This is a genomic window from Streptomyces sp. NPDC044003 (genome assembly GCF_056435185.1).
Window position 1 is genome coordinate 604,347 of sequence record NZ_JBWKFA010000004.1, and the last position, 21,729, is coordinate 626,075.

Annotated in this window: 17 protein-coding genes and 2 pseudogenes; 8 read left to right on the top strand and 11 right to left on the bottom strand. The window is 71.7% G+C overall.

Annotated elements, in window-relative coordinates; genetic code table 11:
- Window positions 1-27: 27 nt before the first annotated feature.
- The gene (locus AC07AW_RS19885) at window positions 28-1,320 is read right to left on the bottom strand and encodes an extracellular solute-binding protein (protein WP_478816780.1); all 1,293 of its coding nucleotides are present in this window, start codon (window positions 1,318-1,320) and stop codon (window positions 28-30) included.
- Window positions 1,321-1,553: 233 nt separating this feature from the next.
- On the opposite strand from AC07AW_RS19885, the gene AC07AW_RS19890 reads away from it, so the two are divergent.
- The 4 genes and pseudogenes from AC07AW_RS19890 to AC07AW_RS19905 all read left to right on the top strand — a co-directional run.
- On the top strand, window positions 1,554-2,570 hold the full coding sequence (locus AC07AW_RS19890) for a LacI family DNA-binding transcriptional regulator (protein ID WP_478816781.1): 1,017 nt from the start codon (window positions 1,554-1,556) through the stop codon (window positions 2,568-2,570).
- Between the two features lie 9 nt (window positions 2,571-2,579).
- Entirely contained in the window at window positions 2,580-4,799 is a 2,220-nt protein-coding gene (locus AC07AW_RS19895) for a glycoside hydrolase family 3 N-terminal domain-containing protein (RefSeq protein WP_478816782.1), read from the top strand.
- A gap of 281 nt (window positions 4,800-5,080) precedes the next feature.
- Window positions 5,081-6,175: pseudogene (locus AC07AW_RS19900) on the top strand (glycoside hydrolase family 10 protein); the annotation flags it as partial.
- A pseudogene (locus tag AC07AW_RS19905) lies at window positions 6,162-7,346 on the top strand (glycoside hydrolase family 6 protein); the annotation flags it as partial. The pseudogenes AC07AW_RS19900 and AC07AW_RS19905, both read left to right, overlap by 14 nt.
- A gap of 92 nt (window positions 7,347-7,438) precedes the next feature.
- Here the strand turns inward: AC07AW_RS19905 and AC07AW_RS19910 are convergent.
- The 7 genes from AC07AW_RS19910 to AC07AW_RS19940 form a co-directional block, all read right to left on the bottom strand.
- A complete protein-coding gene (locus AC07AW_RS19910) occupies window positions 7,439-8,437 on the bottom strand; it encodes a TIGR03842 family LLM class F420-dependent oxidoreductase (RefSeq protein ID WP_478816783.1) in 999 nt (332 codons plus the stop codon).
- Window positions 8,438-8,447: 10 nt separating this feature from the next.
- Complete coding sequence (hydA, locus tag AC07AW_RS19915) at window positions 8,448-9,851, bottom strand: dihydropyrimidinase (RefSeq protein WP_478816784.1); 1,404 nt, start codon at window positions 9,849-9,851, stop codon at window positions 8,448-8,450.
- Window positions 9,852-9,870: 19 nt separating this feature from the next.
- Window positions 9,871-11,154, bottom strand: a complete 1,284-nt coding sequence (locus AC07AW_RS19920; protein ID WP_478816785.1) for an aspartate aminotransferase family protein — start codon at window positions 11,152-11,154, stop codon at window positions 9,871-9,873.
- Window positions 11,151-11,993, bottom strand: a complete 843-nt coding sequence (locus AC07AW_RS19925) for a nitrilase-related carbon-nitrogen hydrolase (RefSeq protein ID WP_478816786.1) — start codon at window positions 11,991-11,993, stop codon at window positions 11,151-11,153. The genes AC07AW_RS19920 and AC07AW_RS19925 overlap by 4 nt, the downstream gene beginning before the upstream one ends.
- A gap of 210 nt (window positions 11,994-12,203) precedes the next feature.
- Entirely contained in the window at window positions 12,204-13,640 is a 1,437-nt protein-coding gene (locus AC07AW_RS19930) for a UL36 very large tegument protein (RefSeq protein ID WP_478816787.1), read from the bottom strand.
- Window positions 13,641-13,730: 90 nt separating this feature from the next.
- A complete protein-coding gene (locus tag AC07AW_RS19935; RefSeq protein WP_478816788.1) occupies window positions 13,731-14,111 on the bottom strand; it encodes a PPOX class F420-dependent oxidoreductase in 381 nt (126 codons plus the stop codon).
- Window positions 14,112-14,121: 10 nt separating this feature from the next.
- A complete protein-coding gene (locus tag AC07AW_RS19940; protein ID WP_478816789.1) occupies window positions 14,122-14,517 on the bottom strand; it encodes a winged helix-turn-helix transcriptional regulator in 396 nt (131 codons plus the stop codon).
- A gap of 61 nt (window positions 14,518-14,578) precedes the next feature.
- Between AC07AW_RS19940 and AC07AW_RS19945 the strand changes: the two genes are divergently transcribed.
- Window positions 14,579-15,235: an NAD(P)-dependent oxidoreductase gene (locus AC07AW_RS19945; RefSeq protein WP_478816790.1), complete on the top strand. Its 657-nt coding sequence runs from the start codon at window positions 14,579-14,581 to the stop codon at window positions 15,233-15,235.
- A gap of 7 nt (window positions 15,236-15,242) precedes the next feature.
- Here the strand turns inward: AC07AW_RS19945 and AC07AW_RS19950 are convergent, their stop codons facing one another.
- Window positions 15,243-15,494, bottom strand: coding sequence for a helix-turn-helix domain-containing protein (locus AC07AW_RS19950; protein WP_351188357.1), 252 nt, complete (start codon window positions 15,492-15,494; stop codon window positions 15,243-15,245).
- A gap of 33 nt (window positions 15,495-15,527) precedes the next feature.
- Between AC07AW_RS19950 and map the strand changes: the two genes are divergently transcribed.
- Entirely contained in the window at window positions 15,528-16,295 is a 768-nt protein-coding gene (gene map / locus AC07AW_RS19955; RefSeq protein WP_478816791.1) for a type I methionyl aminopeptidase, read from the top strand.
- Window positions 16,296-16,313: 18 nt separating this feature from the next.
- On the opposite strand, the gene ggt is transcribed toward map, so the two are convergent.
- Window positions 16,314-18,119 (bottom strand): gamma-glutamyltransferase, encoded by a 1,806-nt coding sequence (ggt, locus tag AC07AW_RS19960; protein WP_478816792.1) that lies wholly within the window; start codon window positions 18,117-18,119, stop codon window positions 16,314-16,316.
- A 104-nt stretch (window positions 18,120-18,223) separates the two neighbouring features.
- Here ggt and AC07AW_RS19965 point away from each other — a divergent pair, with 104 nt between their 5' ends.
- Window positions 18,224-18,955 (top strand): hypothetical protein, encoded by a 732-nt coding sequence (locus AC07AW_RS19965; protein WP_478816793.1) that lies wholly within the window; start codon window positions 18,224-18,226, stop codon window positions 18,953-18,955.
- Here AC07AW_RS19965 and AC07AW_RS19970 read toward each other — a convergent pair.
- Window positions 18,906-20,201 (bottom strand): cytochrome P450, encoded by a 1,296-nt coding sequence (locus AC07AW_RS19970; protein WP_478816794.1) that lies wholly within the window; start codon window positions 20,199-20,201, stop codon window positions 18,906-18,908. The two genes, AC07AW_RS19965 and AC07AW_RS19970, sit on opposite strands and share 50 nt — an antisense overlap.
- A 134-nt stretch (window positions 20,202-20,335) precedes the next feature.
- Here AC07AW_RS19970 and AC07AW_RS19975 point away from each other — a divergent pair, with 134 nt between their 5' ends.
- The gene (locus AC07AW_RS19975) at window positions 20,336-21,640 is read left to right on the top strand and encodes a hypothetical protein (RefSeq protein WP_478816795.1); all 1,305 of its coding nucleotides are present in this window, start codon (window positions 20,336-20,338) and stop codon (window positions 21,638-21,640) included.
- The last annotated feature ends 89 nt before the right edge of the window (window positions 21,641-21,729 follow it).

Below are 21,729 nucleotides of genomic sequence, written 5' to 3' on the forward strand. Positions count from 1 at the left end.
GGGCCCTTGGTCGGGGTGGCCACGGAGCTAGGCACCCTTCGCAGCCTCGGTGATCGACTGGGTGACCTGCTCGGGCGTCTTCTTGCCCGCGATGAGGTCGGCGACGCTGTCGTTGACCTCCTGGCCGACCGCCGGCGGGTAGGCCTGGTCGAGGAAGAGCTGGAAGCCGGTCGCCTTGACCAGGCTGTCGGCCACCACTTTCTTGTTGGCGTCGGTGAGTTGGCTCTCCGCGCCCTTGACCACCGGCAGGTAGCCGTTGGAGGCCAGGAGCTTGGACTCGTTCTCCAGCACGAGGAACTTCAGGAAGTCCAGCGCCTCCTTCGGGGCGCCCTTGCGCAGCGCGAAGCCGCCGCCGCCCCCGAACACCTCGGTGGCCTGGCCGGCACCGCCGTCGACCGTCGGGAACGGGAAGAAGCCCAGGTCCGCCCCGAGGTCGCCGCCCGCGTCCTTCTGCACCGACGGTCCCCACTGCCCCATCAGCTCCATGGCTGCCTTGCCGTTGCCCATGGTCGCCGCCTGGCCGCCCGGGGTGGCGTATCCGGCGCCGAGGAAGGCCTCCTGGAACGGCTGGAGGTCGACCAGTTCCTTGAGGTGAGCACCGGCCTGGACGAAGCCTGCGCCGGTGAAGTCCTTGGTGGTCGCGGCCTTCTGCAGTGCGGGGAGGCCCGCGACGCGCATCGCGAGGTAGGCCCAGTAGTAGTGACCCGGCCATTTCTCCTTGCCCGCGAGGGCGATCGGAGTGACGCCCGCCGCCTTGAGCTTCCTGACGACGTCGAGGAACTCGGCCCAGGTGGCCGGCGGCGCGGTGATCCCGGCCTTGGCGAAGAGTTTCTTGTTGTACCAGAAGCCGACCATGCCGATGTCGTAGGGAACGCCGTAGGTCCGGCCGTCGATCTGATAGGCCTGCAGCGACACCGGGGTGAGGTCGGACGACCAGCCGAACGCGTCGGTGAGGTCCTCGACAAGGCCCGCGTCGACCTGCTGCCGCAGCACACCACCGCCCCAGGTCTGGAAGACGTCGGGGAGCTTTCCGGAGGAGATGGTGGCGGTCAGCTTGGACTTGAACGCCTCGTTCTCCAACGAGGTCGTGTCGATCCGTATGTTCGGGTGAGCGGCCGTGAACGCCGAGGCTATCTGCGGGAAGAGGGACTTTCCCGGCTCCGTCGTGGCGATGTTCCACCACGCGAAGGTCACCTTGCCGTCGGCCGCCGGTCCGCCGTCCGAGTCGCCACCGCCGCAGGCCGCGGCCAGGGGGACGGACAGTGCGGTCAGGGCCGAGAAGGCCAGGAAGCTTCGGCGGCTCGGGGGGATGCTGGCCATGGGACCTCCGGGGTGAGGGATGCCGATGCGAGCTCGAAAACTTTTCGTAATATTCTCGAATTCGGTGCTGCCACAAACTAGGAACGCGCGGCCTCTCGGTCAAGGCTTGTCACCGAACTTCCTGTAGCAGCAGCTCATTTCGGGGTTGACAAGCAGGTCATGCCGACCGGAAACTCTTCGAAAAGTTTGCGGTACTTGTCGCCGGCCGAAGGCGTCCGCGCAGAGGAGAGAAGTTGAGCGAACAGCGTCCGACCCTGGCCGTCATCGCCGCGGCGGCCGGGGTCTCCCAGGCCACGGTGTCCAAGGTGATCAACGGCCGCTCCGATGTCGCACCCTCGACGCGCGAGCGGGTCGAGACCCTGCTGCGATCCCACAACTACCTCCAGCCCGGCCGGCAGAGCCGGGCCCGCAGGTCGGGCCTGGTCGACCTGATCATCGGTGGTCTGGACAGCGCGTGGGCGGTCGAGATACTGCGCGGGGTCGAGGCCGAGTGCGCCCAACGGAGCGTCGGCACCGTCGTGTCGCTCGTCCCGCCGGGCGAGGCCACACCGTCGAGCTGGGCCGCACTGCCGGTCCTGCACCACAGCGACGGCGTCATCCTCGTCACCGCCTCGGTCACCCAGGCCCAGCGCGCCCAGGTCGAACGGGCCGGGGTGGCGCTGGTCGTCATCGACCCGATCGACCTGCCGGACAACGGTGTGCCGAGCATCGGCGCGACCAACTGGGCCGGCGGCCTCGCCGCCACCGAGCACCTGCTGGAGATGGGGCACCGCCGGATCGCCGCGATCGGCGGGCGCAGGGAGATGCTCTGCAGCCAGGCCCGCATCGACGGGTACCGGGCGGCGCTGGAGCGGGCCGGGGTCGAGGTCGACCGCGACCTGATCCGGTTCGGCGACTTCCAGCACGAGGGCGGGTTCCGGCAGGCCCAGGAACTGCTCGCCCTCCCCGATCCGCCGACGGCCATCTTCGCCGGCAGCGACCAGCAGGCGATGGGCGTCTACGAAGCCGCCCGGCAGGGCGGGTTGAGCATCCCGGAGGACCTCAGCGTGGTCGGCTTCGACGACCTGCCGATGTGCGAATGGCTGTCTCCTCCCCTCACGACGGTCCGCCAGCCACTGGAGGAGATGGGCCGGCTCGCCGCCCGCACTCTGTTCCAGCTCATGGAGGACGAGCCCCTGGTCAGCCCCCGGATGGAGCTCTCGACCGAGCTCAAGGTCCGGCACTCCGCCGCCCCGCCCCGCCGTCACTAGGAGAACCCCTTGACCGAGCCCTGGCGCGACCCCCTCCTGCCCGCGTCCGTGCGAGTCGCCGATCTGCTGAAACGGATGACGCTGGAGGAGAAGGCGGGGCAACTCACCGGCTTCTGGGCGTTGCCCTCGGATCCCGGAGCGCCGGTCGCGCCGATGGAGGACGATTCCGGAGAGTCCGCGCCCGGCTTCGACGAGATCACCGCCCACGGGCTCGGCCAGCTCACCCGGGTGTACGGCACCGCGCCGATCACTGCCGAGGCCGGGATGGAACGGCTCGCCTCGCTCCAGCGGCAGGTGACGGGATCCGGCCGGTTCGGGATCCCGGCGGTCGCTCACGAGGAGTGCCTGACCGGCTTCATGACGTTCGGGGCGACGGTCTTCCCCGGGCCGCTCGCCTGGGGTGCGTCCTTCGATCCCGGGCTCGTGCGCCGGATGGCCGCCGCCATCGGCGCGGGGATGCGGCGGGTCGGCGTCCACCAGGGGCTGGCTCCGGTGCTCGACGTGGTCCGCGACTACCGGTGGGGCAGGACCGAGGAGTGCATCGGCGAGGATCCCTATCTCGTCGGAGCGATCGGCACCGCCTATGTGCAGGGTCTGGAAGGCGCCGGGGTCGTGGCGACGCTCAAGCACTTCGCCGGGTACTCGGCCTCGCGCGGCGGCCGGAACATGGCCCCCGTCTCCTCCGGGCCGCGCGAGTTCGCCGACGTGCTGGTCGAGCCTTTCGTACGGGCACTGCGCGAGGGGGGCGCCCGGTCGGTGATGAACAGCTACACCGACGTGGACGGTGTCCCGGTGGCCGCCGACGAGCGGCTGCTGACCGAACTGCTCAGAGGTGAGCTCGGTTTCGGCGGTGTGGTCGTCGCCGACTACTACGCCGTCTCCTTCCTGGAGACCCGGCACGGCGTCACCGGATCGCGCGGCGCGGCCGGCGCGCTGGCGCTGACCGCCGGGATCGACGTCGAGCTGCCCACGGCCCGCTGCTACGGCGAGCCGCTGACCGCACTCGTACGGGCAGGAGCCGTACCCGAGGAGCTCATCGACCGGGCCGCGGAGCGGGTCCTGCTGCAGAAGACCGAACTCGGCCTGCTCGACCCCTACTGGGAACCCGTCGAGCCCGAGCCGGTCGACCTCGACCCGCCGGAGAACCGGGCACTGGCCAGGCTCCTGGCCGAACGGTCCACCGTGCTGCTCGCCAACGACGGAATCCTGCCGCTGCGGCCGTGCCGGGTCGCCATCAGCGGGCCGTACGCCGACGACCCGCAAGCCTTCCTCGGCTGCTACTCCTTCCCCAACCACGTCGCGCTGCCCGGCGACCTCGGCCTAGAGATCCCGACACTCGGCGAGGCGCTCACCGCCGCCGGGTTCACGGTCACCGCGGACGATCCGGACGTGCACGTGGTGGTACTCGGAGACCGGGCCGGCATGTTCGGCCGGGGCACCTCCGGGGAGGGCTGTGATGCCGAGACCCTCGACCTGCCCGGCGATCAGGCCGCGGTCGCGTCCGCCGTCCTGGAGTCCGGGGTCCCGACCGTCCTGGTCCTCGTCTCCGGACGGCCGTACGCGCTCGGTACCGCGGCCGAACGCGCGTCGGCCGTGGTGCAGGCCTTCTTCCCCGGCGAGGAGGGCGGGACGGCGCTCGCCAGGATCATCAGCGGGGCCGCGGAACCGTCCGGGCGGTTGCCCGTCTCCATCCCCCGCCAGGTCGGCGGTCAGCCCGGCACCTACCTGCGCTCCAGGCTCGGCGGGCACACCGACTGGAGCTCGGTGGACCCGACCCCGCTCTTCCCGTTCGGACACGGGCTGAGCTGGACCAGCTTCGACTACTCCGAACTCTCGGTGGATCCCGTCGCGGCGACGGACGGAGCCGTCTCCGTCGCGGCCACCGTGCGCAACGTCGGCGACGTGGCCGGGACCGAGGTGGTCCAGCTGTACCTCTCCGACCCCGAGGCGTCCGTCGTCCGGCCACAGCGGTGGCTCGCCGGATTCGGAAGGGTCGAGCTGCAACCGGGCGAGGCCGCCCGGATCACCTTCTCCGTCCATGCCGACCGGACCTCGTTCACCGGGATCGACCTGCGGAGGAGAGTGGAGCCCGGGGAGATCGGCGTGGCCGTCGGCCGGTCCAGCGGCGATCTTCCGCTCCGGGGCTCCTTCACCCTGCACGGCCCTGTACGTCACCCGGGAGCCGACCGAGTGCTGTCCGTGCCGGTCGAGATCGTCCCGGTTCCCTGAGCACGGTGCTCGGCGATCCCGTGCGGCGCTGAATTCCTGCCGCTCGATTTCTTCTCCGTCTGCATGAAAGCGGTCCGATTTCACCCGTCCCTCGAAATGCTTTCGAGGGACGGATTATCGAAACACCTTCGAAACCATTGACATGCATCTGTCAAATTTCCACACTGAGTCGTGAGGTCCTGCTGCTCAGCGACCTGCACCCACGGACACGACGCGCCACTTGAGCGGATGCATTCCGCCGCGCGCCCATTCTTCCGCAATTCCCTCCCGGAGGCTCAGTCATGCGCTTAGACGCCTTTCCCCCGACCGTCGTCCGCCGAAAAATCCGCGGCCTGTGTACGGCCCTGATCGTGGGCGTCCTCGGTCCGGCCGCCGTGCTGGTGGCGCCGACGACCTCGCACGCCGCCGAGAGCACGCTCGGCGCCGCGGCGGCGCAGAGCGGCCGCTACTTCGGGACCGCCATCGCCTCGGGCCGGCTCAACGACACGACGTACACCTCGATCGCGGGCCGCGAGTTCAACTCGGTGACGCCCGAGAACGAGATGAAGATCGACGCCACCGAACCCCAGCAGGGCCAGTTCAACTTCACCGCCGGTGACCGCGTCTACAACTGGGCGGTGCAGAACGGCAAGCAGGTGCGCGGCCACACCCTGGCCTGGCACTCCCAGCAGCCCGGCTGGATGCAGAACCTCGGCGGCAGCGCGCTGCGCCAGGCGGTGATCAACCACATCAACGGCGTCATGGCCCACTACAAGGGCAAGATCGCCCAGTGGGACGTCGTGAACGAGGCCTTCGCCGACGGCAGTTCGGGAGTCCGCCGCGACTCCAACCTGCAGCGCACCGGCAACGACTGGATCGAGGTCGCCTTCCGCACCGCACGCGCCGCCGACCCGGCCGCCAAGCTCTGCTACAACGACTACAACGTCGAGAACTGGACCTGGGCCAAGACACAGGCCGTGTACGCCATGGTCCGGGACTTCAAGCAGCGCGGCGTGCCGATCGACTGCGTCGGCTTCCAGTCGCACTTCAACAGCGACAGCGCCTACAACAGCAACTTCCGCACCACCCTGCAGAGCTTCGCCGCCCTCGGCGTCGATGTGGCCGTCACCGAACTCGACATCCAGGGCGCCTCGGCCACCACCTACGCCAACGTGACCAACGACTGCCTGGCCGTCCCGCGCTGCCTCGGCATCACCGTCTGGGGCGTGCGCGACACCGACTCCTGGCGAGCGGATCAGACGCCGCTCCTGTTCAACGGCGACGGCAGCAAGAAGCCCGCCTACACCTCCGTCCTCAACGCGCTCAACGCCGCCTCCCCCACCACCCCGCCGACCCCCTCGCCCGGTTCCGGACCGATCAAGGGCGCCCGCCGGGGACACCCTCACCCCCGCCACGAAGTTCTACGTGGACCCCCACAGCAAGGCCGCGAAGCAGGCGCTCACCGACCTCGGGAACGGCGACCTGACGAACGCCGTGAACATGGCCAAGCTCGCGAGCCAGCCGCAGGCCGAGTGGTTCACCGAGGGCACGCCCGACGAGGTCCGGGCCAAGGTGAGAAGCCTCGTCCGCCAGGCGCGGGTGGTGAACCGGACCCCCGTCCTGGTCGCCTACAACGTGCCGGGCCGGGACTGCAGCCAGTACTCCAGCGGCGGTGCCGCGTCCTCCGCCGCCTACCGGCAGTGGATCGACGCCTTCGCCGCCGGTGTCGGCGACAGCAAGGCGGTCGTCGTGGTCGAGCCCGACGGCCTGGCTCTCCTCCCCCGCGACTGCGGGCCGGGCGTGGACCCGACTGGCGAACTCACGGAGGCCCGCATCGCCGATCTTTCGTACGCGGTGAAGGCGATCAAGTCCAAGGCCCGCACCGCGGTCTACCTCGACGCGGGCAACGTCCTGTGGCGGCCCGTCGGCGACATGGCCCGGCGACTGCTCGACGCCGGTGTCCAGGACGGCGACGGCTTCGCCCTCAACGTGTCCAACACCCACCCCACCGACCACAACGCCAGGTACGGAACCTGGATAGCGAAGTGCATGTGGTTCGCCACCGAGGGCCCCGACTGGGCTCGCGGCCACACCGACTGGTGCGCCACCCAGTACTACTCGCCCGCCGCGCCCAACGACGGCACCCCCGGCCATGCGGTCGACTCCGCCGACCCCGCCACCTGGCGCTGGACCGACGCCTGGTTCGACCAGAGCGTGGGGTCCCCGCCGAACGACGCGCTGCACCACTTCGTCATCGACACCAGCCGCAACGGTCTGGGCGCCTGGAAGCCGGAGCCCGGCAAGTACACCGGCGACCCGGAGGTCTGGTGCAACGCGCCCGGCCGCGGCCTCGGCCCGCGCCCGACCGCCGACACCGGCGTCCCGCTGGTCGACGCCTACCTGTGGGTCAAGATCCCCGGTGAGTCCGACGGCAGCTGCACCCGCAACACCGGCGGCACGATCGACCCCGAGTACGGCATCGTCGACCCGCCCGCCGGCACCTGGTGGCCCGACCAGGCCCACACCCTCGCCCGCAACGCGGCACCGCGGCTGACCTTCAACCACTGAGCTCGGCACCGACCACGCCCGGGCCACGGGAGGCTCTCCCCCGTGGCCCGGGCTCACGCGATACGACGCGAAGGTGCGGGGAGCACCGACGCTCAGCCGAGCGCGGGGATGATGTCGGAGCCGTACGCGTCGATGGTCCCCTCCCGGTTGTCGTGCATGTTGTAGACGGCGAACTGGTCGACGCCGAGGCTCTCGAGGTGGCGAAGCTTCTCGATGTGGGCCTCGGCGGGGCCGAGGAGGCAGAAGCGGTCGACGATCTCGTCGGGGACGAAGGCGGTGTCGGGGTTGTCGGCGCGACCGTGGTGGGAGTAGTCGTAGCCGTGCCTGTCCTTGATGTACGCGGTGAGCTCCTCCGGCACCATGTCCGAGTGCTCGCCGTACTTGGCGACGAGGTCGGCGACGTGGTTGCCGACCATGCCGCCGAACCAGCGGCACTGGTCGCGCGCGTGGGCCAGGTCGTCGCCGACGTAGGCGGGGGCCGCGACGCAGATGGTGAGGGCGTCGGGGTCGCGGCCGGCGTCGGTGGCGGCCTGGCGGACGGCCTTGACCATCCACTCGGTGAGGAAGGGGTCGGCGAGCTGGAGGATGAAGCCGTCGGCCTTCTGCCCGGCGAGCGCGAGGGCCTTCGGCCCGTACGCCGCCATCCACACCGGCAGCTTCCCCTCCTTGATCCAGGGGATACGGATCGGGTTGCCGTCGACCTCGGCCTCCCGGCCCTCCGCGAGATCACGGATGACGTCGATGGCCTCGCCGAGACGGGCCAGGGTGTTGGGCTTGCGGCCCGCGACGCGCATGGCGGAGTCGCCGCGGCCGATGCCGCAGACGGTCCGGTTTCCGTACATGTCGTTGAGGGTGGCGAAGGTGGAGGCCGTCACCTCCCACGTCCGCGTCCCCGGGTTCGTCACCATCGTGCCCACATGGAGCTTGGTGGTGTGTTCGAGGATCTGGCTGTAGATGACGAAGGGTTCCTGCCACAGCACGGCGGAGTCGAAGGTCCAGCCGTAGCGGAAGCCGTTGCGCTCCGCCCGGCGCATCAGCCCGACGACCTCCGAGGCGGGCGGGTCGGTCTGCAGGACGAGTCCGAAGTCCAACGTGGTTCTCCTAGTTCAGGTACTGACAGGTGGAGCGGGGGGTGAAGACGCCGCGGCCGGCGCGGCCGGTGAACTTCCGCTGGTCGATGACCGGTTCGCCGCGCGAGAGGACCGTCTCGACCTGGCCGGTGATCGTCTTCCCCTCGTAGGCGGAGTAGTCGACGTTCATGTGGTGGGTCTCCGCGGAGATCGTCTGGGTGGCGTGCGGGTCGTAGATGACGATGTCCGCGTCGGCGCCGGGCGCGATCGTGCCCTTCTGCGGGTAGAGCCCGAACATCCGGGCCGGGGTGGCGCAGGCGATCTCGATCCAGCGACGGCGGCTGATGTGCCCGTCGACGACGGCCTGATGGAGGAGGTCCATGCGGTTCTCCACCCCCGGCAGGCCGTTGGGGATCTTCGAGAAGTCGCCGCGACCGAGGTCCTTCTGGCCCACGAAGCAGAACGGACAGTGGTCGGTGGAGACGACCTGGAGGTCGTTCGTCCGCAGCCCCCGCCACAGGGCCGCCTGGTGTTCCTTGGGCCGCAGCGGCGTCGAGCACACGTACTTGGCGCCCTCGAAGCCCGGCTCCGCGAGGTTGTCGGTGGAGAGGAAGAGGTACTGGGGGCAGGTCTCGCCGAAGACGGGCAGCCCCTTGTCGCGGGCGGCGGCGATCTCGGCGACGGCCTCCTCGGCGGAGACGTGGACGACATAGAGCGGGGCGCCGGCGACCCGGGAGAGCTGGATCGCACGGTGGGTGGCCTCGGCCTCCAGGAGCGCCTTGCGGACCTCCCCGTGGTAGCGGGGGTCGGTCTCGCCGCGCGCGAGGGCCTGTTCGACGAGGACGTCGATGGCGATGCCGTTCTCCGCGTGCATCATGATCAGCCCGCCGTTGTCGGCGGAGCGCTGCATGGCCCGCAGGATCCGGCCGTCGTCGCTGTAGAAGACGCCGGGGTAGGCCATGAAGAGCTTGAAGGAGGTGATGCCCTCCTGGACGAGCTTGTCCATCTCCTTGAGCGTGTGCTCGTTGACGTCGGAGAGGATCATGTGGAAGGCGTAGTCGATCGCGCAGTTGCCGTCGGCCTTGGCGTACCAGGCGTCGAGGCCTTCGCGGAGGCTGTGGCCGACGCTCTGGACGGCGAAGTCGACGATGGTGGTGGTGCCGCCCCAGGCGGCGGCGCGGGTGCCGGTCTCGAAGGTGTCGGAGGCGAAGGTGCCGCCGAAGGGCAGCTCCATGTGGGTGTGGGCGTCGACGCCGCCGGGCAGCACGTAGCGGTCGGTGGCGTCGATGGTCCGGTCGGCGGTCCAGCCGGCCGCCGCGTCGGAGCCGTGGGCGGCGAGGGCGACGACGCGGCCGTCCTCGATCAGCACGTCGGCGTGGACTTCGTCGGCGGCGGTGACGACGAGACCGCCGCGGATGAGGGTACGGGTGCTCACGGGACTTCTCCCCTGCCAACTAGAGGGATCTCAGGGCCTGTTCGAGGATCGCGGCGCCTTCCTCGGCCTCGGAGACGGTGAGCGAGAGCGGCGGGGCGATGCGCAGGGTGCTGGTGTTGTGGGCGCCGCCCTTGCCGATGAGCAGGCCGTTCTCGCGGGCGGCCTCCAGGACGGCGCCGGCCGCGTCCGGGTTCGCCCGGTCGGTGCCGGGTTCGGTGAGCTCGATGCCGATCATGAGGCCGCGGCCGCGGACCTCCCGTACCGCCGCGACTCCGGCGGCCGCCGCCCGGACGCGTTCGACGAGGAGGCCGCCGACGCGGCGGGCGTTGCCCTGGAGGTCGTGCTCCAGGAGGTACGCGAGGTTGGCGAGGCCGGCGGCCATCGTGATCGGCGAACCGCCGAAGGTCGAGATGGAGTTGGCGTCGAGGCAGTTCATGATCTCGGCGCGGGCGACGACCCCGCCGACGGACATGCCGTTGCCGATGCCCTTGGCGAAGGTGAGGATGTCGGGCGGTCCGGCCTGGCCGTGGGCCTGCCAGCCCCAGAAGTGGTCGCCGGTGCGGCCCCAGCCGGTCTGCACCTCGTCGGAGATCCAGAGGATGCCGTGCCGGTCGAGGACGCGGCGGAAGGAGGCGTACAAGCCGTCGGGCGGAGAGGTGAAACCGCCGACGCCCTGGATCGGCTCGGCGATCAGGGCGGCGACGCCCGCCCGGGTCTGGCCGAGCATGTCCTCCAGGTCGGCCGTGCACGCCTCGATGAACCGCTCGTCGGTGAGCCCGGCGTACGGGCCGCGGCCGCGGACGCCGCCGTGCACATACAGGGTCTGAAGCGGGGAGAGACTGGTCGTCGACCAGGCACGGTTGCCGGTGATGCCGACGGTGGAGAAGGAGCGGCCGTGGTAGCTGTTGCGCATCGCCACGATCTGGTTGGAGCCCGTGTAGGCGGTGGCGAGCAGCAGGGCCGTGTCGTTGGCCTCGGTGCCGGAGGTGGTGAAGAAGACCCGGGCGTCGGGGATGCCGGAGAGACCCGCGACCCGCTCGGCGAGCTCCACCATGGGGCGGTTGAGGTAGAGCGTCGAGGAGTGGATGATCCGCCCGGCCTGCTCGGAGACGGCCTTGGTGACCTCGGGCAGGGCGTGGGCGGTCATGGTGGTGAGGATGCCGCCGAAGAAGTCGAGGTACCTGCGCCCCTCGGCGTCCCAGACGTGGCGGCCCTCGCCGTGGGTGATCTCCAGGGGGTCGCGGTAGTAGAGGGAGACCCAGTCGGGGATGACGGCCCGGTGCCGGTCGTACAGGCTGCTCACGGCTGCACCAGCCCGTCGTACGCGTCGGGGCGGCGGTCCCGGTAGAAGGCCCACTGCTGCCGGACCTCGTCGATGAGGCCGAAGTCCAGGTCGCGGACGACGAGCTCCTCGGCCTTGTCGGAGGCGACCTCGCCGACGAACTGGCCGCGCGGGTCGACGAAGTAGCTCGTGCCGTAGAAGTCGTTGTCGCCGTACTCCTCCTGACCGACGCGGTTGATCGCGGCGACGAAGTACTCGTTGGCGACGGCGGCGGCGGGCTGTTCCAGCTGCCAGAGGTAGGAGGAGAGGCCGCGCGAGGTGGCGGACGGGTTGTAGACCAACTGAGCACCGTTCAGGCCGAGTTGGCGCCAGCCCTCCGGGAAGTGGCGGTCGTAGCAGATATAGACGCCGACCTTGCCCACGGCGGTCTCGAAGACCGGCCAGCCGGCGTTCCCCGGGCGGAAGTAGTACTTCTCCCAGAAGCCTCTGACCTGCGGGATGTGATGCTTGCGGTACTTGCCGAGGTAGGAGCCGTCGGCATCGATGACGGCCGCGGTGTTGTAGTAGAAGCCGGAGCCCTCGATCTCGAAGACGGGGACGACGATCACCATGCCGGTCTCGCGAGCGAGGTCCTGCATCCGTCGGACGGTCGGCCCGTTGGGGACCGGCTCGGCCCAGCGGTAGTGCTCGGGCTCCTGGACCTGGCAGAAGTAGGGGGCGTTGAACACCTCCTGGAAGCCGATCACCTGGGCGCCCTGCCTCGCGGCCTCGCGGGCGTGCTCCTCGTGTTTCGCGATCATGGATTCGGTGTCGCCGGTCCAGGTCGCCTGGACGAGCGCGGCGCGTACGACGTCGGTCATGAGCTGCTCCTTCGGCACGGCGTCAGAGAGCCTCTACGCACGTAGACGCGATGCGTAGGAGGAGAACGTAAGCCCCGTCACACCCCGGAGCAAGACCACCGCCGCGAAGCGGCCGGGTCGATCATGTTTCATACCCGAGTGGTCCACGTCGGACACGTACCGACACGTACTGACCCGTACGGACCCGTACGGATAGCGCCCCGTCCTACGTCACGCCCCGGCCAGTCCCGCCACCCTCAGGGCATGGAGCAGGTCGCGCTCCCGGGACGCGGACACCGCGCGTGCGGCCGCGAGGAGCTCGGGGACGAGCCCGTGCGGGTCGGCGCCCGCGAGCCGGGCGGCGTCCTCGGGGGTACGGACCCGGACGAACGCGGTGAGCAGGGCGTGGGCCTCGCGGTGATGCTGCTCGGCGTGCAGCGCGGCGCAGGCCCCGGCGAGCTCCTCGACCGGCCGGGCCACGCCCTGCCGAAGCAGCTGCTCACAGTCGGCCTCCCGGCCCGCGTCGGCGAGGACGCCCGCGACGGCGGCGAGCCGGCCGGGGGGCAGCGAGGCCGCCTCCCAGAGCAGGGTGGACCAGTCGGCGCCGAGCCCGGCCCGGTGCAGCTCGGCGGCGAGGGCGGGCAGCCGGTCGGGCGGCCCACCGAGCGCCTCGCAGAGCAGGGCGTGCGCCTCACCGCTGCGGCCCTGTGTACGGAGGCGCCGCAGGGCGTAGACGGCGTTGCCCGCGGCGCGGAGGGCTTCGGCGTGGTCCGTGGCGGAGGCCTCGGACCCGGCCTCGGCGACGGCGTCACCGGCGCCCCCGAACCGGGCCCCGCGCGGCGCCGCTCCCCCGGCCGGGAGAACGGGCACCGGCACCGCCACCTCCTCGGCCCCCTCCTCCAGCCAGGCGTACCGGGCACCGCGAGGCCGCCGCTTGACCTTGCCGGGCCGCGGGGCAGCTGCGGACGGGCCGACGGCCGGACCGGCGGCACGGGCCGGCGGCGTGGGCGCCACCGGGGCGACGGTACGGGTCGGGGACCCGACTGCGGCTGAACCGACGGTTCGGGCTGGAGTCCCGGCTGCCACCGGACCGGTCGTACGGGCCGGCATCCCGGCCGCCACAGGACCCGCGGCGCCGCTCGGGGCGACCGCCTCCGGCGTCCCCCGCCCCGGCCCCCGCCCCAGCCCGGCCAGTCTCCCCGTCAGCTCCCTGACGCGGGCCGACGCCCTGGCCTGGTCGTCCCGCGTCCAGGCGAGGTCGTGCTCCAGGCGGGCCGCCTCCGTCGGGTCCGGGGTCGTGCGCAGCCGTGCGGCGAGTTCGCGGCCGCGGGTCTCGGCGTAGTGGCGTTCGCCCTCCATCAGGTCCCGGCGTTCCGCCAGGGCGTCCGCTCCGCCGGGCCGGCGGTCGTGGGCGCCCGCGGCCGCCGCGTACAGCATCCGGCCGCGAGCGGCGAACGGTCCTTCGACCGTCTCCCCGGCGTCCTGGAGGAGGGACTCGACGACGTCCCAGGGCAGGATCTCGGCCCCGTCGAGGCAGGCGCGCAGACCCTCCGGGTCGCGTGCGGCGAAGACTCCGTACCAGCCGCCGTCCGGCCGGCAGCGGCCGACGAGGTCCGTCAGCCAGCCCCTGAACGTGGCGACTTCCACCGGGAGTTGATACACCGTCATGCGCTCCGCACCTGCCCCGCCGTCGACTGGAACCTTCCGGTCCGCGGGTATTGGACCGCAGTCGTGTTACGGGACGACTACGGACCGTTTTCAGAACGTGACGACGATCCCGGTGTGCGGGCGCTTCCCGAGCCGGACGATCATGGCGGGCACGTCGGTCAGCCAGTACTGCCAGGTGTACTTGCGCGAGAGCAGGCGCCGGATCCGGCGCAGCTCCTCCCCCTCCACCAGCCGGCCCGTGCCGGAGAACCGCTCGGCGCCCTCGGCGATGGTGCCGCGCAGGTCGCAGACGGCGACCTCGACCCGGGGGTCGTTGGCCAGGCGCTTGACCTTCCAGGAGTCGGAGCGGGTCCACACGTACAGCTCGGAGCCCTCCACCGCGTACCAGACGGGTGTGGCGACCCCCGTGCCGTTCTTCCGGAAGGTGGTCAGGCTGACGTAGCGGCCGCGCCGCAGCTCTTCGGGCATCATGCCCGGGAGCTTAGAGCGCCGCCTGTTCGTACGCGGTGCGGGCCTCGCTGATCTCGGGGGCGTGAGTGCGGGCCCAGTCGCAGGCGGTGTCGAGCGGGGCGATGAGGGACCGGCCGAGGACAGTGAGGGCGTACTCGACGCGGGGCGGGTTCTCGTCGTGGACGGTACGGGTGAGGAAGCCGTCGCGCTCCATGGCGCGGAGGGTCTCGGTGAGGACCTTGGGGGTGATCCAGTGCAGGGGGACACGGAGTTCGGAGAAGCGGCGGGGAGTCCCGTCCTCCAGGCAACGCAGCACCATCGCCGTCCACTTGCCGCCGACACGGATGGGCTGCGCGGGGCTGCCGCCGCAGTCGGGGTCGGCGAAGAGGGAGGGGCTCAGCGGCTCCGGGGACGGCTGCTCGGTCATGCGGCCGACGCTAGCCCAGTACCTTTGAAGTAACCAGGGGTGCCCGTTCTACGGTCCCGGCATGGACAACGACAGCAAGCGTGTAGTCATCTTCGGCGCCGGCGGACGGGTCGGCCGGGCGGCCGTGGCGGAGGCGGTGGCCCGGGGCCACCGGGTGACCGCCGTGGTCCGTGACCCGGACAGGTACCGCGATCTGGAGGGGGCGGGCGTCACGCTCGTACGGGGCGACGCGACGGACGCGGCCTCGGTGGCGGCGCTCGCGACCGGCCACGACGCCGCGGTGAACGCGACCGTCCGTCTCGACATCCCCTCGGTCGACTTCTTCACGGCCGCGGCGAAGGCGCTGGTCGCCGGGCTGACGGAGGCCGGGGTGGGGCGGCTGCTCACCCTGGGCATCGCCACGACTCTGGAGACCGCCCCCGGGGTGCGGCTGATGGACGCACCCGACTTCCCGGAGGCGTGGCGGACGTTCTCCCAGGGGCACGTGGCCGAGTTCGAGCTGCTGACGGCGGAGGCCGGACCCGGGCTCGACTGGCTGATGGTGGTCCCGGGGATGGACCTGAACGCGGAGGCGGAGCGGACGGGCGGCTACCGGACGGCGGTGGGCACCGTGATCGACGGCCCGGGCCGCATCGCCCACGCCGATCTGGCGCTCGCGCTCCTGGACGAGATCGAGCGCCCGCGCCACAGCCGGGTGCAGCTGGCGGTCTCCGTCTGAGCAGGCCCTAGACGGGGGCCGGGGTGCAGTGCACCACGAGCTCGTCCATGGAGAGGTTCAGGACCCCGGCCAGGGCCGCGACGGTGAAGAAGGCCGGGGTCGGGGCCCGACCGGTCTCGATCTTGCGGAGGGTCTCGGCGGAGAGACCGGCGGCCGCGGCGATCTCGACCATGGACCGCTCGCCGCGCGCCTCGCGCAGGAGCAGGCCCAGACGCTCGCCGCGCTCGCGCTCTTCGGGGGTCAGGGGTGTGCGCACCATGCCCCCATACTAATACCGGTATAGTAATTGGTCATGGTGGAGATCAAGACGAACGAATCCCTGGCGGCCATGCGTGAGTCGGGCCGTGTGGTGGCCCGTGCCCTGGCGGCCGTACGGGAGAAGGCGGCGCCCGGCGTGGCACTCACCGAGCTCGACCGGGCCGCCCGCGCGGTGCTCACGGAGGCGGGCGCCGGCTCGCCCTTCCTCGACTACCACCCGGAGTGGGCCCCGGTGCCGTTCCCCGCGGTCGTGTGCGTCTCCGTGAACGACGCGATCGTGCACGGCATCCCGGACGGCACGCGCCTTGCCCCGGGCGACCTGGTGTCCGTGGACTGCGGGGCGACCCTGGGCGGCTGGGCCGGCGACTCGGCCGTCAGCTTCACGGTCGGCCCGGCCCGGCCGGAGGACGCCCGGCTGATCGCCGCGGCGGAGGAGGCCCTGGAGGCCGGCATCGCCGCGGCCGTCGTCGGCAACCGCATCGGCGACATCGCCCACGCGATCGGCCGCGTCTGCCGCGCCGCCGGGTACGGCATCCCCGACGGCTTCGGCGGCCACGGCATCGGCCGCGCCATGCACGAGGACCCGGGCGTCCCCAACGAGGGACGCCCGGGCCGGGGCATGAAGCTGCGCCACGGGATGGTGCTCGCGATCGAGCCGATGCTCATCGGCGGCGGCACGGACGAGCACTACACGGCGCGGGACGGCTGGACGATCCGTACGTCCGACGGCTCGCGCGCGTCCCACGCCGAGCACACGGTGGCGATCACGGACGACGGCCCGCGCATCCTCACGGCGCTGTAGCGAGACGCGCTGCCGCCCTCAGGGCGCCGGCCGTACGACCATCGCCGAGCCGCCGCCCCGCCGGACCGTCTCCGCGGCGGCCACCCATCGGCCGTCCGGGAGGCGCTGGACGCCGGTCGCCGCGCCGATCTCCGGGTTCTGCCGGAAGCCGTGCCCGATGCCCTCCAGTTCCGTCCTCAACGGGCTGTTCCACAGCGCCGGTTCGAGTTCGGTGGTGGCCTGGTTGCGCTGGCTGGCGCGCGGCGCGGCGATCGCGTCGACGAGCGGGAGGCCCCGGTCGACGACGCCCGTCAGGGTCTGGAGGACCGTGGTGATGATGGTGGCGCCGCCCGGGGAGCCGAGCGCGAGGACGGGACGGTCGTGCCGGTCGAGGACGATCGTCGGGGAGATCGAGGAGCGCGGCCGCTTGCCGGGGCCGGGCAGGTTCGGGTCGTGGACGGCCGGGTTGGCCGGGGCGAAGGAGAAGTCGGTCAGCTCGTTGTTGAGCAGGAAGCCGCGGCCGGGCACGGTGATGCCGCTGCCGCCGGTGGACTCGATGGTGAGGGTGTAGGCGACGATGTTGCCCCACTTGTCGGCCACGGTCAGATGGGTGGTGTTCTCACCCTCGTACGTGGTCGGGGCGGCCGTTCCCCCGCTCGCGCAGGGCGCCGGGTTCGCGGGGTCGCCCGGGGCGAGCGGGCTGGTGAGGGCCGCGTCGTCGCGGATCAGGCAGGCCCGGGAGTCGGCGAAGCGCTGGGAGAGCAGGCCGCGCGTCGGCACGGACTCGAAGGCCGGGTCGCCGACCCAGCGGCCCCGGTCGGCGAAGGCGATGCGGCTGGCCTCGATGGAGCGGTGCAGGTAGCCGGCCTGGGAGGCCGCCGAGAGGTCGGTGCCCTCCAGGATGTTGAGCGCCTCGCCGACGCTCGTGCCGCCGGAGGAGGAGGGGGCCATGCCGTAGACGTCGAGCCCGCGGTACGAGATCTTGGTGGGCCTGCGGGACTCGGTGCGGTACGCGGCGAGGTCGGCTTCCGTCAGGTCGCCGGGGCGGACGGTCCGGGTGGCTCCCGCGCGGAGCGGGGGCGTACGGACGGTGTTCACGATGTCCCGGGCGAGCGGCCCTCGGTAGAGGGCGCCGACGCCTTCGCGTCCGAGCGTCTCGTACGTACGGGCCAGGTCGGGGTTCTTGAAGACGGAGCCGACCACGGGCAGCTGCCCGCCGGGCAGGAACAGTTCGGAGGTGGCCGGGAAGTCGCGGAACCGGGCCTCGTTGGCGGCGGTCTGGGCGCGGAAGGTCGGGTCGACGGTGAAGCCGTCCCGGGCGAGCCGCTCGGCGGGTTCGAGCAGGGTGTCGAGGCGCTTGCTGCCCCAGGCGTCGAGGGCGGTCCTCCAGGTGGCCGGGGTGCCGGGGGTGCCGACACCGAGGCCGCTGGTCTGGCCCTCCTCGAAGGGGATGGGCTTGCCGTTCTCCGTGAAGAGGCCGGCGTCGGCGGTGCGGGGTGCGGTCTCGCGGCCGTCGATGGTCCGTACGGTACGGCTCTTCGCGTCGTAGTACACGAAGTAGCCGCCGCCCCCGATGCCCGCCGAGTACGGCTCGGTGACGCCGAGGGCCGCCGCGACGGCGACGGCGGCGTCGACCGCGTTGCCGCCCTTGCGGAGCACCTCGATGCCGGCGGCCGAGGCGTCGGCGTCGACACTGGCGACGGCGCCGCCGTACCCGACGGCGACGGGTTCCTTGACGGGTGGGTCGCCGACGGGCGGGGCCTTCGGTGGTGCGGCGGCGCCCATCGAGAGCACCGTCGCCGCGACGGCGAGAAGGGAGACCTTGCCAGCGGCGGAGCGACGCATTCCTACCTCCAGTCAACGACCGTCCGCGCAGCGTAACTTCCCGCGCCTCCTCCCGTCAGGACCGCCTCGAACTGAAGACCGGATCGCCGCTAGCATGCGCGCCCATGAACGAAGACGTCCGGAACATCGTGCTCGGGGTCCTGGCGACCGGGGTCAGCGCCTCCATCGGCTGGCTGGGCCGTACGTACCAATGGCGGCGCAGGCTCCGCCGCAAGCAGGCGTTCTTCGGCCTGCCCGGGAGCTCGGAGTGCCTGCTCGTGGTGAACAAGGAGGCGGGCGGCACCACGGCCGTGCACCGCTACGACGTGTTCGCGCTCCTCGAACTCTGCGCGCTCATCAAGGACTGCGGGGCCCACGCGCGGATACTCCAGCACGACCAGACGCATCAGGGCTTCGGCGACCGGACGGAGTTCTGCGTCGGCGGGCCGGGCTCGAACCGCCGCATGGCGGCCCACCTGGCGACGCTCCTTCCGGGGCTCACGGTGAACACGGACGTGGAACGGGGCCCGGACCAGGGCTCGTTCGTGATCGGCCCGGAGCGCTACCGGATGGACGCCGGGGTCGAGGAGTACGTGATCCTGGCCCGGCTCATGGCGGGCGAGGACTGCCGGCCGGTCTTCCTCTTCTGCGGACAGCGGGCGATCACCAACCAGGCGGCCACCCGCTATCTCGCCCGCCACTACGAGTCGCTCTCCCGCCGCCATCGCTCGGGTACCTTCGTGCTCCTCCTGAAGGTGGTCAACTCGCAGGCGTACGGCCCCGATGTGGTCGAGCTGGTGGCCGACGTCACGAGCGCGGCGCGGACGGCGCCTGCGGCCGCACCGGCAACGACTTGATCCCGTTGATGAAGTTGGAGACGAGGCGCCGGGGCGGTCCGGCGAGTTCGAGCCCGCCACAGGCCGCGCGCACCTCCTCGTAGAACACCCTCAGCTGGAGCCGGGCGAAGTGGGCGCCGAGGCAGACGTGCGGGCCGTCACCGAAGGAGACGTGCAGGTTCGGGGTCCGGGCGAGGTCCAGGCGGTGCGGGTCGGGGAAGACGCGCTCGTCGTGGTTGGCGGAGGCGTGGAAGACGACGACCTTGTCGCCCGCGAGGATCTTCTGCCCGGCGAGCTCGGTGTCGTGGGCGGCGGTGCGGCGGAAGGAGAGCACGGGCGGGTGCACGCGGAGGAGTTCGTCGACGGCCGTGTCCATGGACACCTCCCTGCTCCACAACCTGCCTTGCTCTGACGGGTGTCGGGCGAGGGCGAGGATCCCGCCGGGGGCGGCGCTGCGGACGGTGTCGTTACCGGCGACGGTCAGGAGGAAGAAGAACATCTCCAGTTCCGCGTCGGCGAGTTCGGAGGCGGCGAGGACGCTCATGACGTCGTCGGCCGGGTGCGCGCGCTTGTACGCGGCGAGCTCCTGGGCGTAGTCGAACATCTCGGCGAGCATGGCGGGCGAACGGGGGTTGACCGGTCGCCCTTCGGCGTCGAGGAGAGGGGGTTCGTCGGGGTCCTGGTAGGCGATGACCCGCTCGGTCCAGGTGTGCAGCAGCCCTCGGTCACTCGCGGGCACCCCGAGCAGGTCGGTGAGGTTGAGCAGGGCGTAGTCGTCGGTGACGGTCCGGACGAGGTCCACCTCGCCGCCGTCCGCGAACGCCTCGGCGAGGAGCCCACGGGCCCGGTCGCGCGCGGTGACGGCGAAGCGCTCGATCCGCCCCGGGGTGAAGGCCCGGCTGACGAGCCGCCTCAACCTCCCATGTTCATTGGGGTCTCCCCTGCTCGAACGTAGTTGAGAGCTTGGGGAAGGATCCTGATTGAGCATCATGCGCCGGATGAAGGGCAGATCGAGGGGGTCGGGATCGCGGATCTGGGTGGCGCCGAGATGTGAGGAGTACGTCCCCGAGTCCTTGAGCACCCGGACGACGTCGGCGTGCCGGGTGACGGCCCAGAACCCCGACCCGGCGGGCCAGCCGAGGATCTCGGGCTCCTCCTGCCGGGCGACGGGGGCATGGTCGCGCAGGACGCGGAACCGGTCGTGCGGGATGCCCGCGGCGTAGATCCGCGGGTCGAAGACGTCGGGTACGTCGTCCGGGTCCCCCACCGTGCGCCTCCCGTCCGGGTGATCCAGGGGTGAAGACGTCACCATCATGACAGGTCAGGGCCGGTTTTCGTAGGACGGAACGCACAGTTGGCGAGCCTTGTCCGGGCTGTCGCCCGACTCCCAGAATCTCCGTCATGAATCACTCCGAGAACGTCGATCATGATGCGGTGCTGCGAGCACGGACGATGCTGCTCGGATCGGGCCGGCTGGGCCTGATGCAGGAGGTAGAGGCGTACCGGGTGCTGTCGCAGGTGAGTCCGGCGGCCTATCTGCCGAAGTATGTCCGGGCGTTGACGTCCCAGGCATCGACCGTCGGCCTGCCCGCGCCGACGCGGCTCGCCCTGTTCGCCGAGGCCGTCGAGGCCGCCCGGCGCGTGCCCGCGGAGGTTCCGAGCAGGGCGGAGGTGCTCTACCGCGCCCTCGACTCCTATCAGCGCGACCTGTACCGGAACGGCCGGCGGGCGGAGGGGCTCGCCGCGTGCCAGGAGATGGCAGGGGTTGGGCGGTCCGGCTTCGAGCAGGGGCAGGCGCCGGGCCCGGCCTTCGGGGACTGGCCGCTGGCTGTCGCCCTGGCGGAGGAGGGCCGCCACGAGGAGGCCGCCGCGCTGCACGGACGGGCCGTCCGGTCGGAGAGGGCACAGGGCGGCCCCGGCCGCAGGTCGGACCTGCCCCTCTGGAGGACGGTCGAGTGGGCGGCCGAGCTGGAGGCCGCCGGGCGCCCCGGGGAGGCGGCGGACGCCTTCGCCGAGGCGGTGAGCGCCGACCGCAAGGCTGTCGCGGCCGGCGAGGAGTTGCGCTCCTCGCTGGTACCGGCGCTGGTGCACCATGCGCGGATGCTGGACGGCGCCGGGCGCCCGGCGGAGGCCCGCGCCGGCCGCGAGGAGGCGCTCGCCCTGCTCGCCGGGCTGGCCGAGACCGATCGCCCCGAGAGCCGTGGCGGGTTTCCCTCCTGGTGGGTGGCGCTGTTCGCGCTGTCGGGTCGCTCGGCGGAGCCGGCGGCCTCCGCCGAGGCGCCGGCGCCTTCGTTCAGTACGCACGCGCACCATTGGTCGCACGGCGTCAGGGCGGCGTACTTCGACGAGGTCCCGGCACTGGAGGCCGAGGCGGCCGTCCTGGCCGAGGCGGCACGCCGCGCCCCCGCGGAGCACCTGCCCGCACTGGTCACCCTCCATCGGCGGCTGACCGTGCGCGCGGCGCTGCGGTGGAATCTCGGTCCTCGCTCCGAGGTCGAGTCGCTCCGGGCGGTCTTCGACGAAGGGGTGTCGCTCGCCCGCCGCCTGGCGGGGCTGGAGGGCGGGGAGGGGTTCGCGTTGGCGCGGGCCCTCACCGACCGGTCCCTGTTCCTGCTCGCGATGGAGCGGTTCGGGCCGGCGCACGCCGACTTCGCGGAGGCCGCCGCCCTGCGCAGCACCCTGCCACCAATCGTTACCCGCACGTAACTTACCGACCAGTTACCACGGGTAAAGCACTCCGGTTACCGTCGGGTCACTTTCACTGCCCCCCATCAGTGACTCCAGTGAGGAGTGCC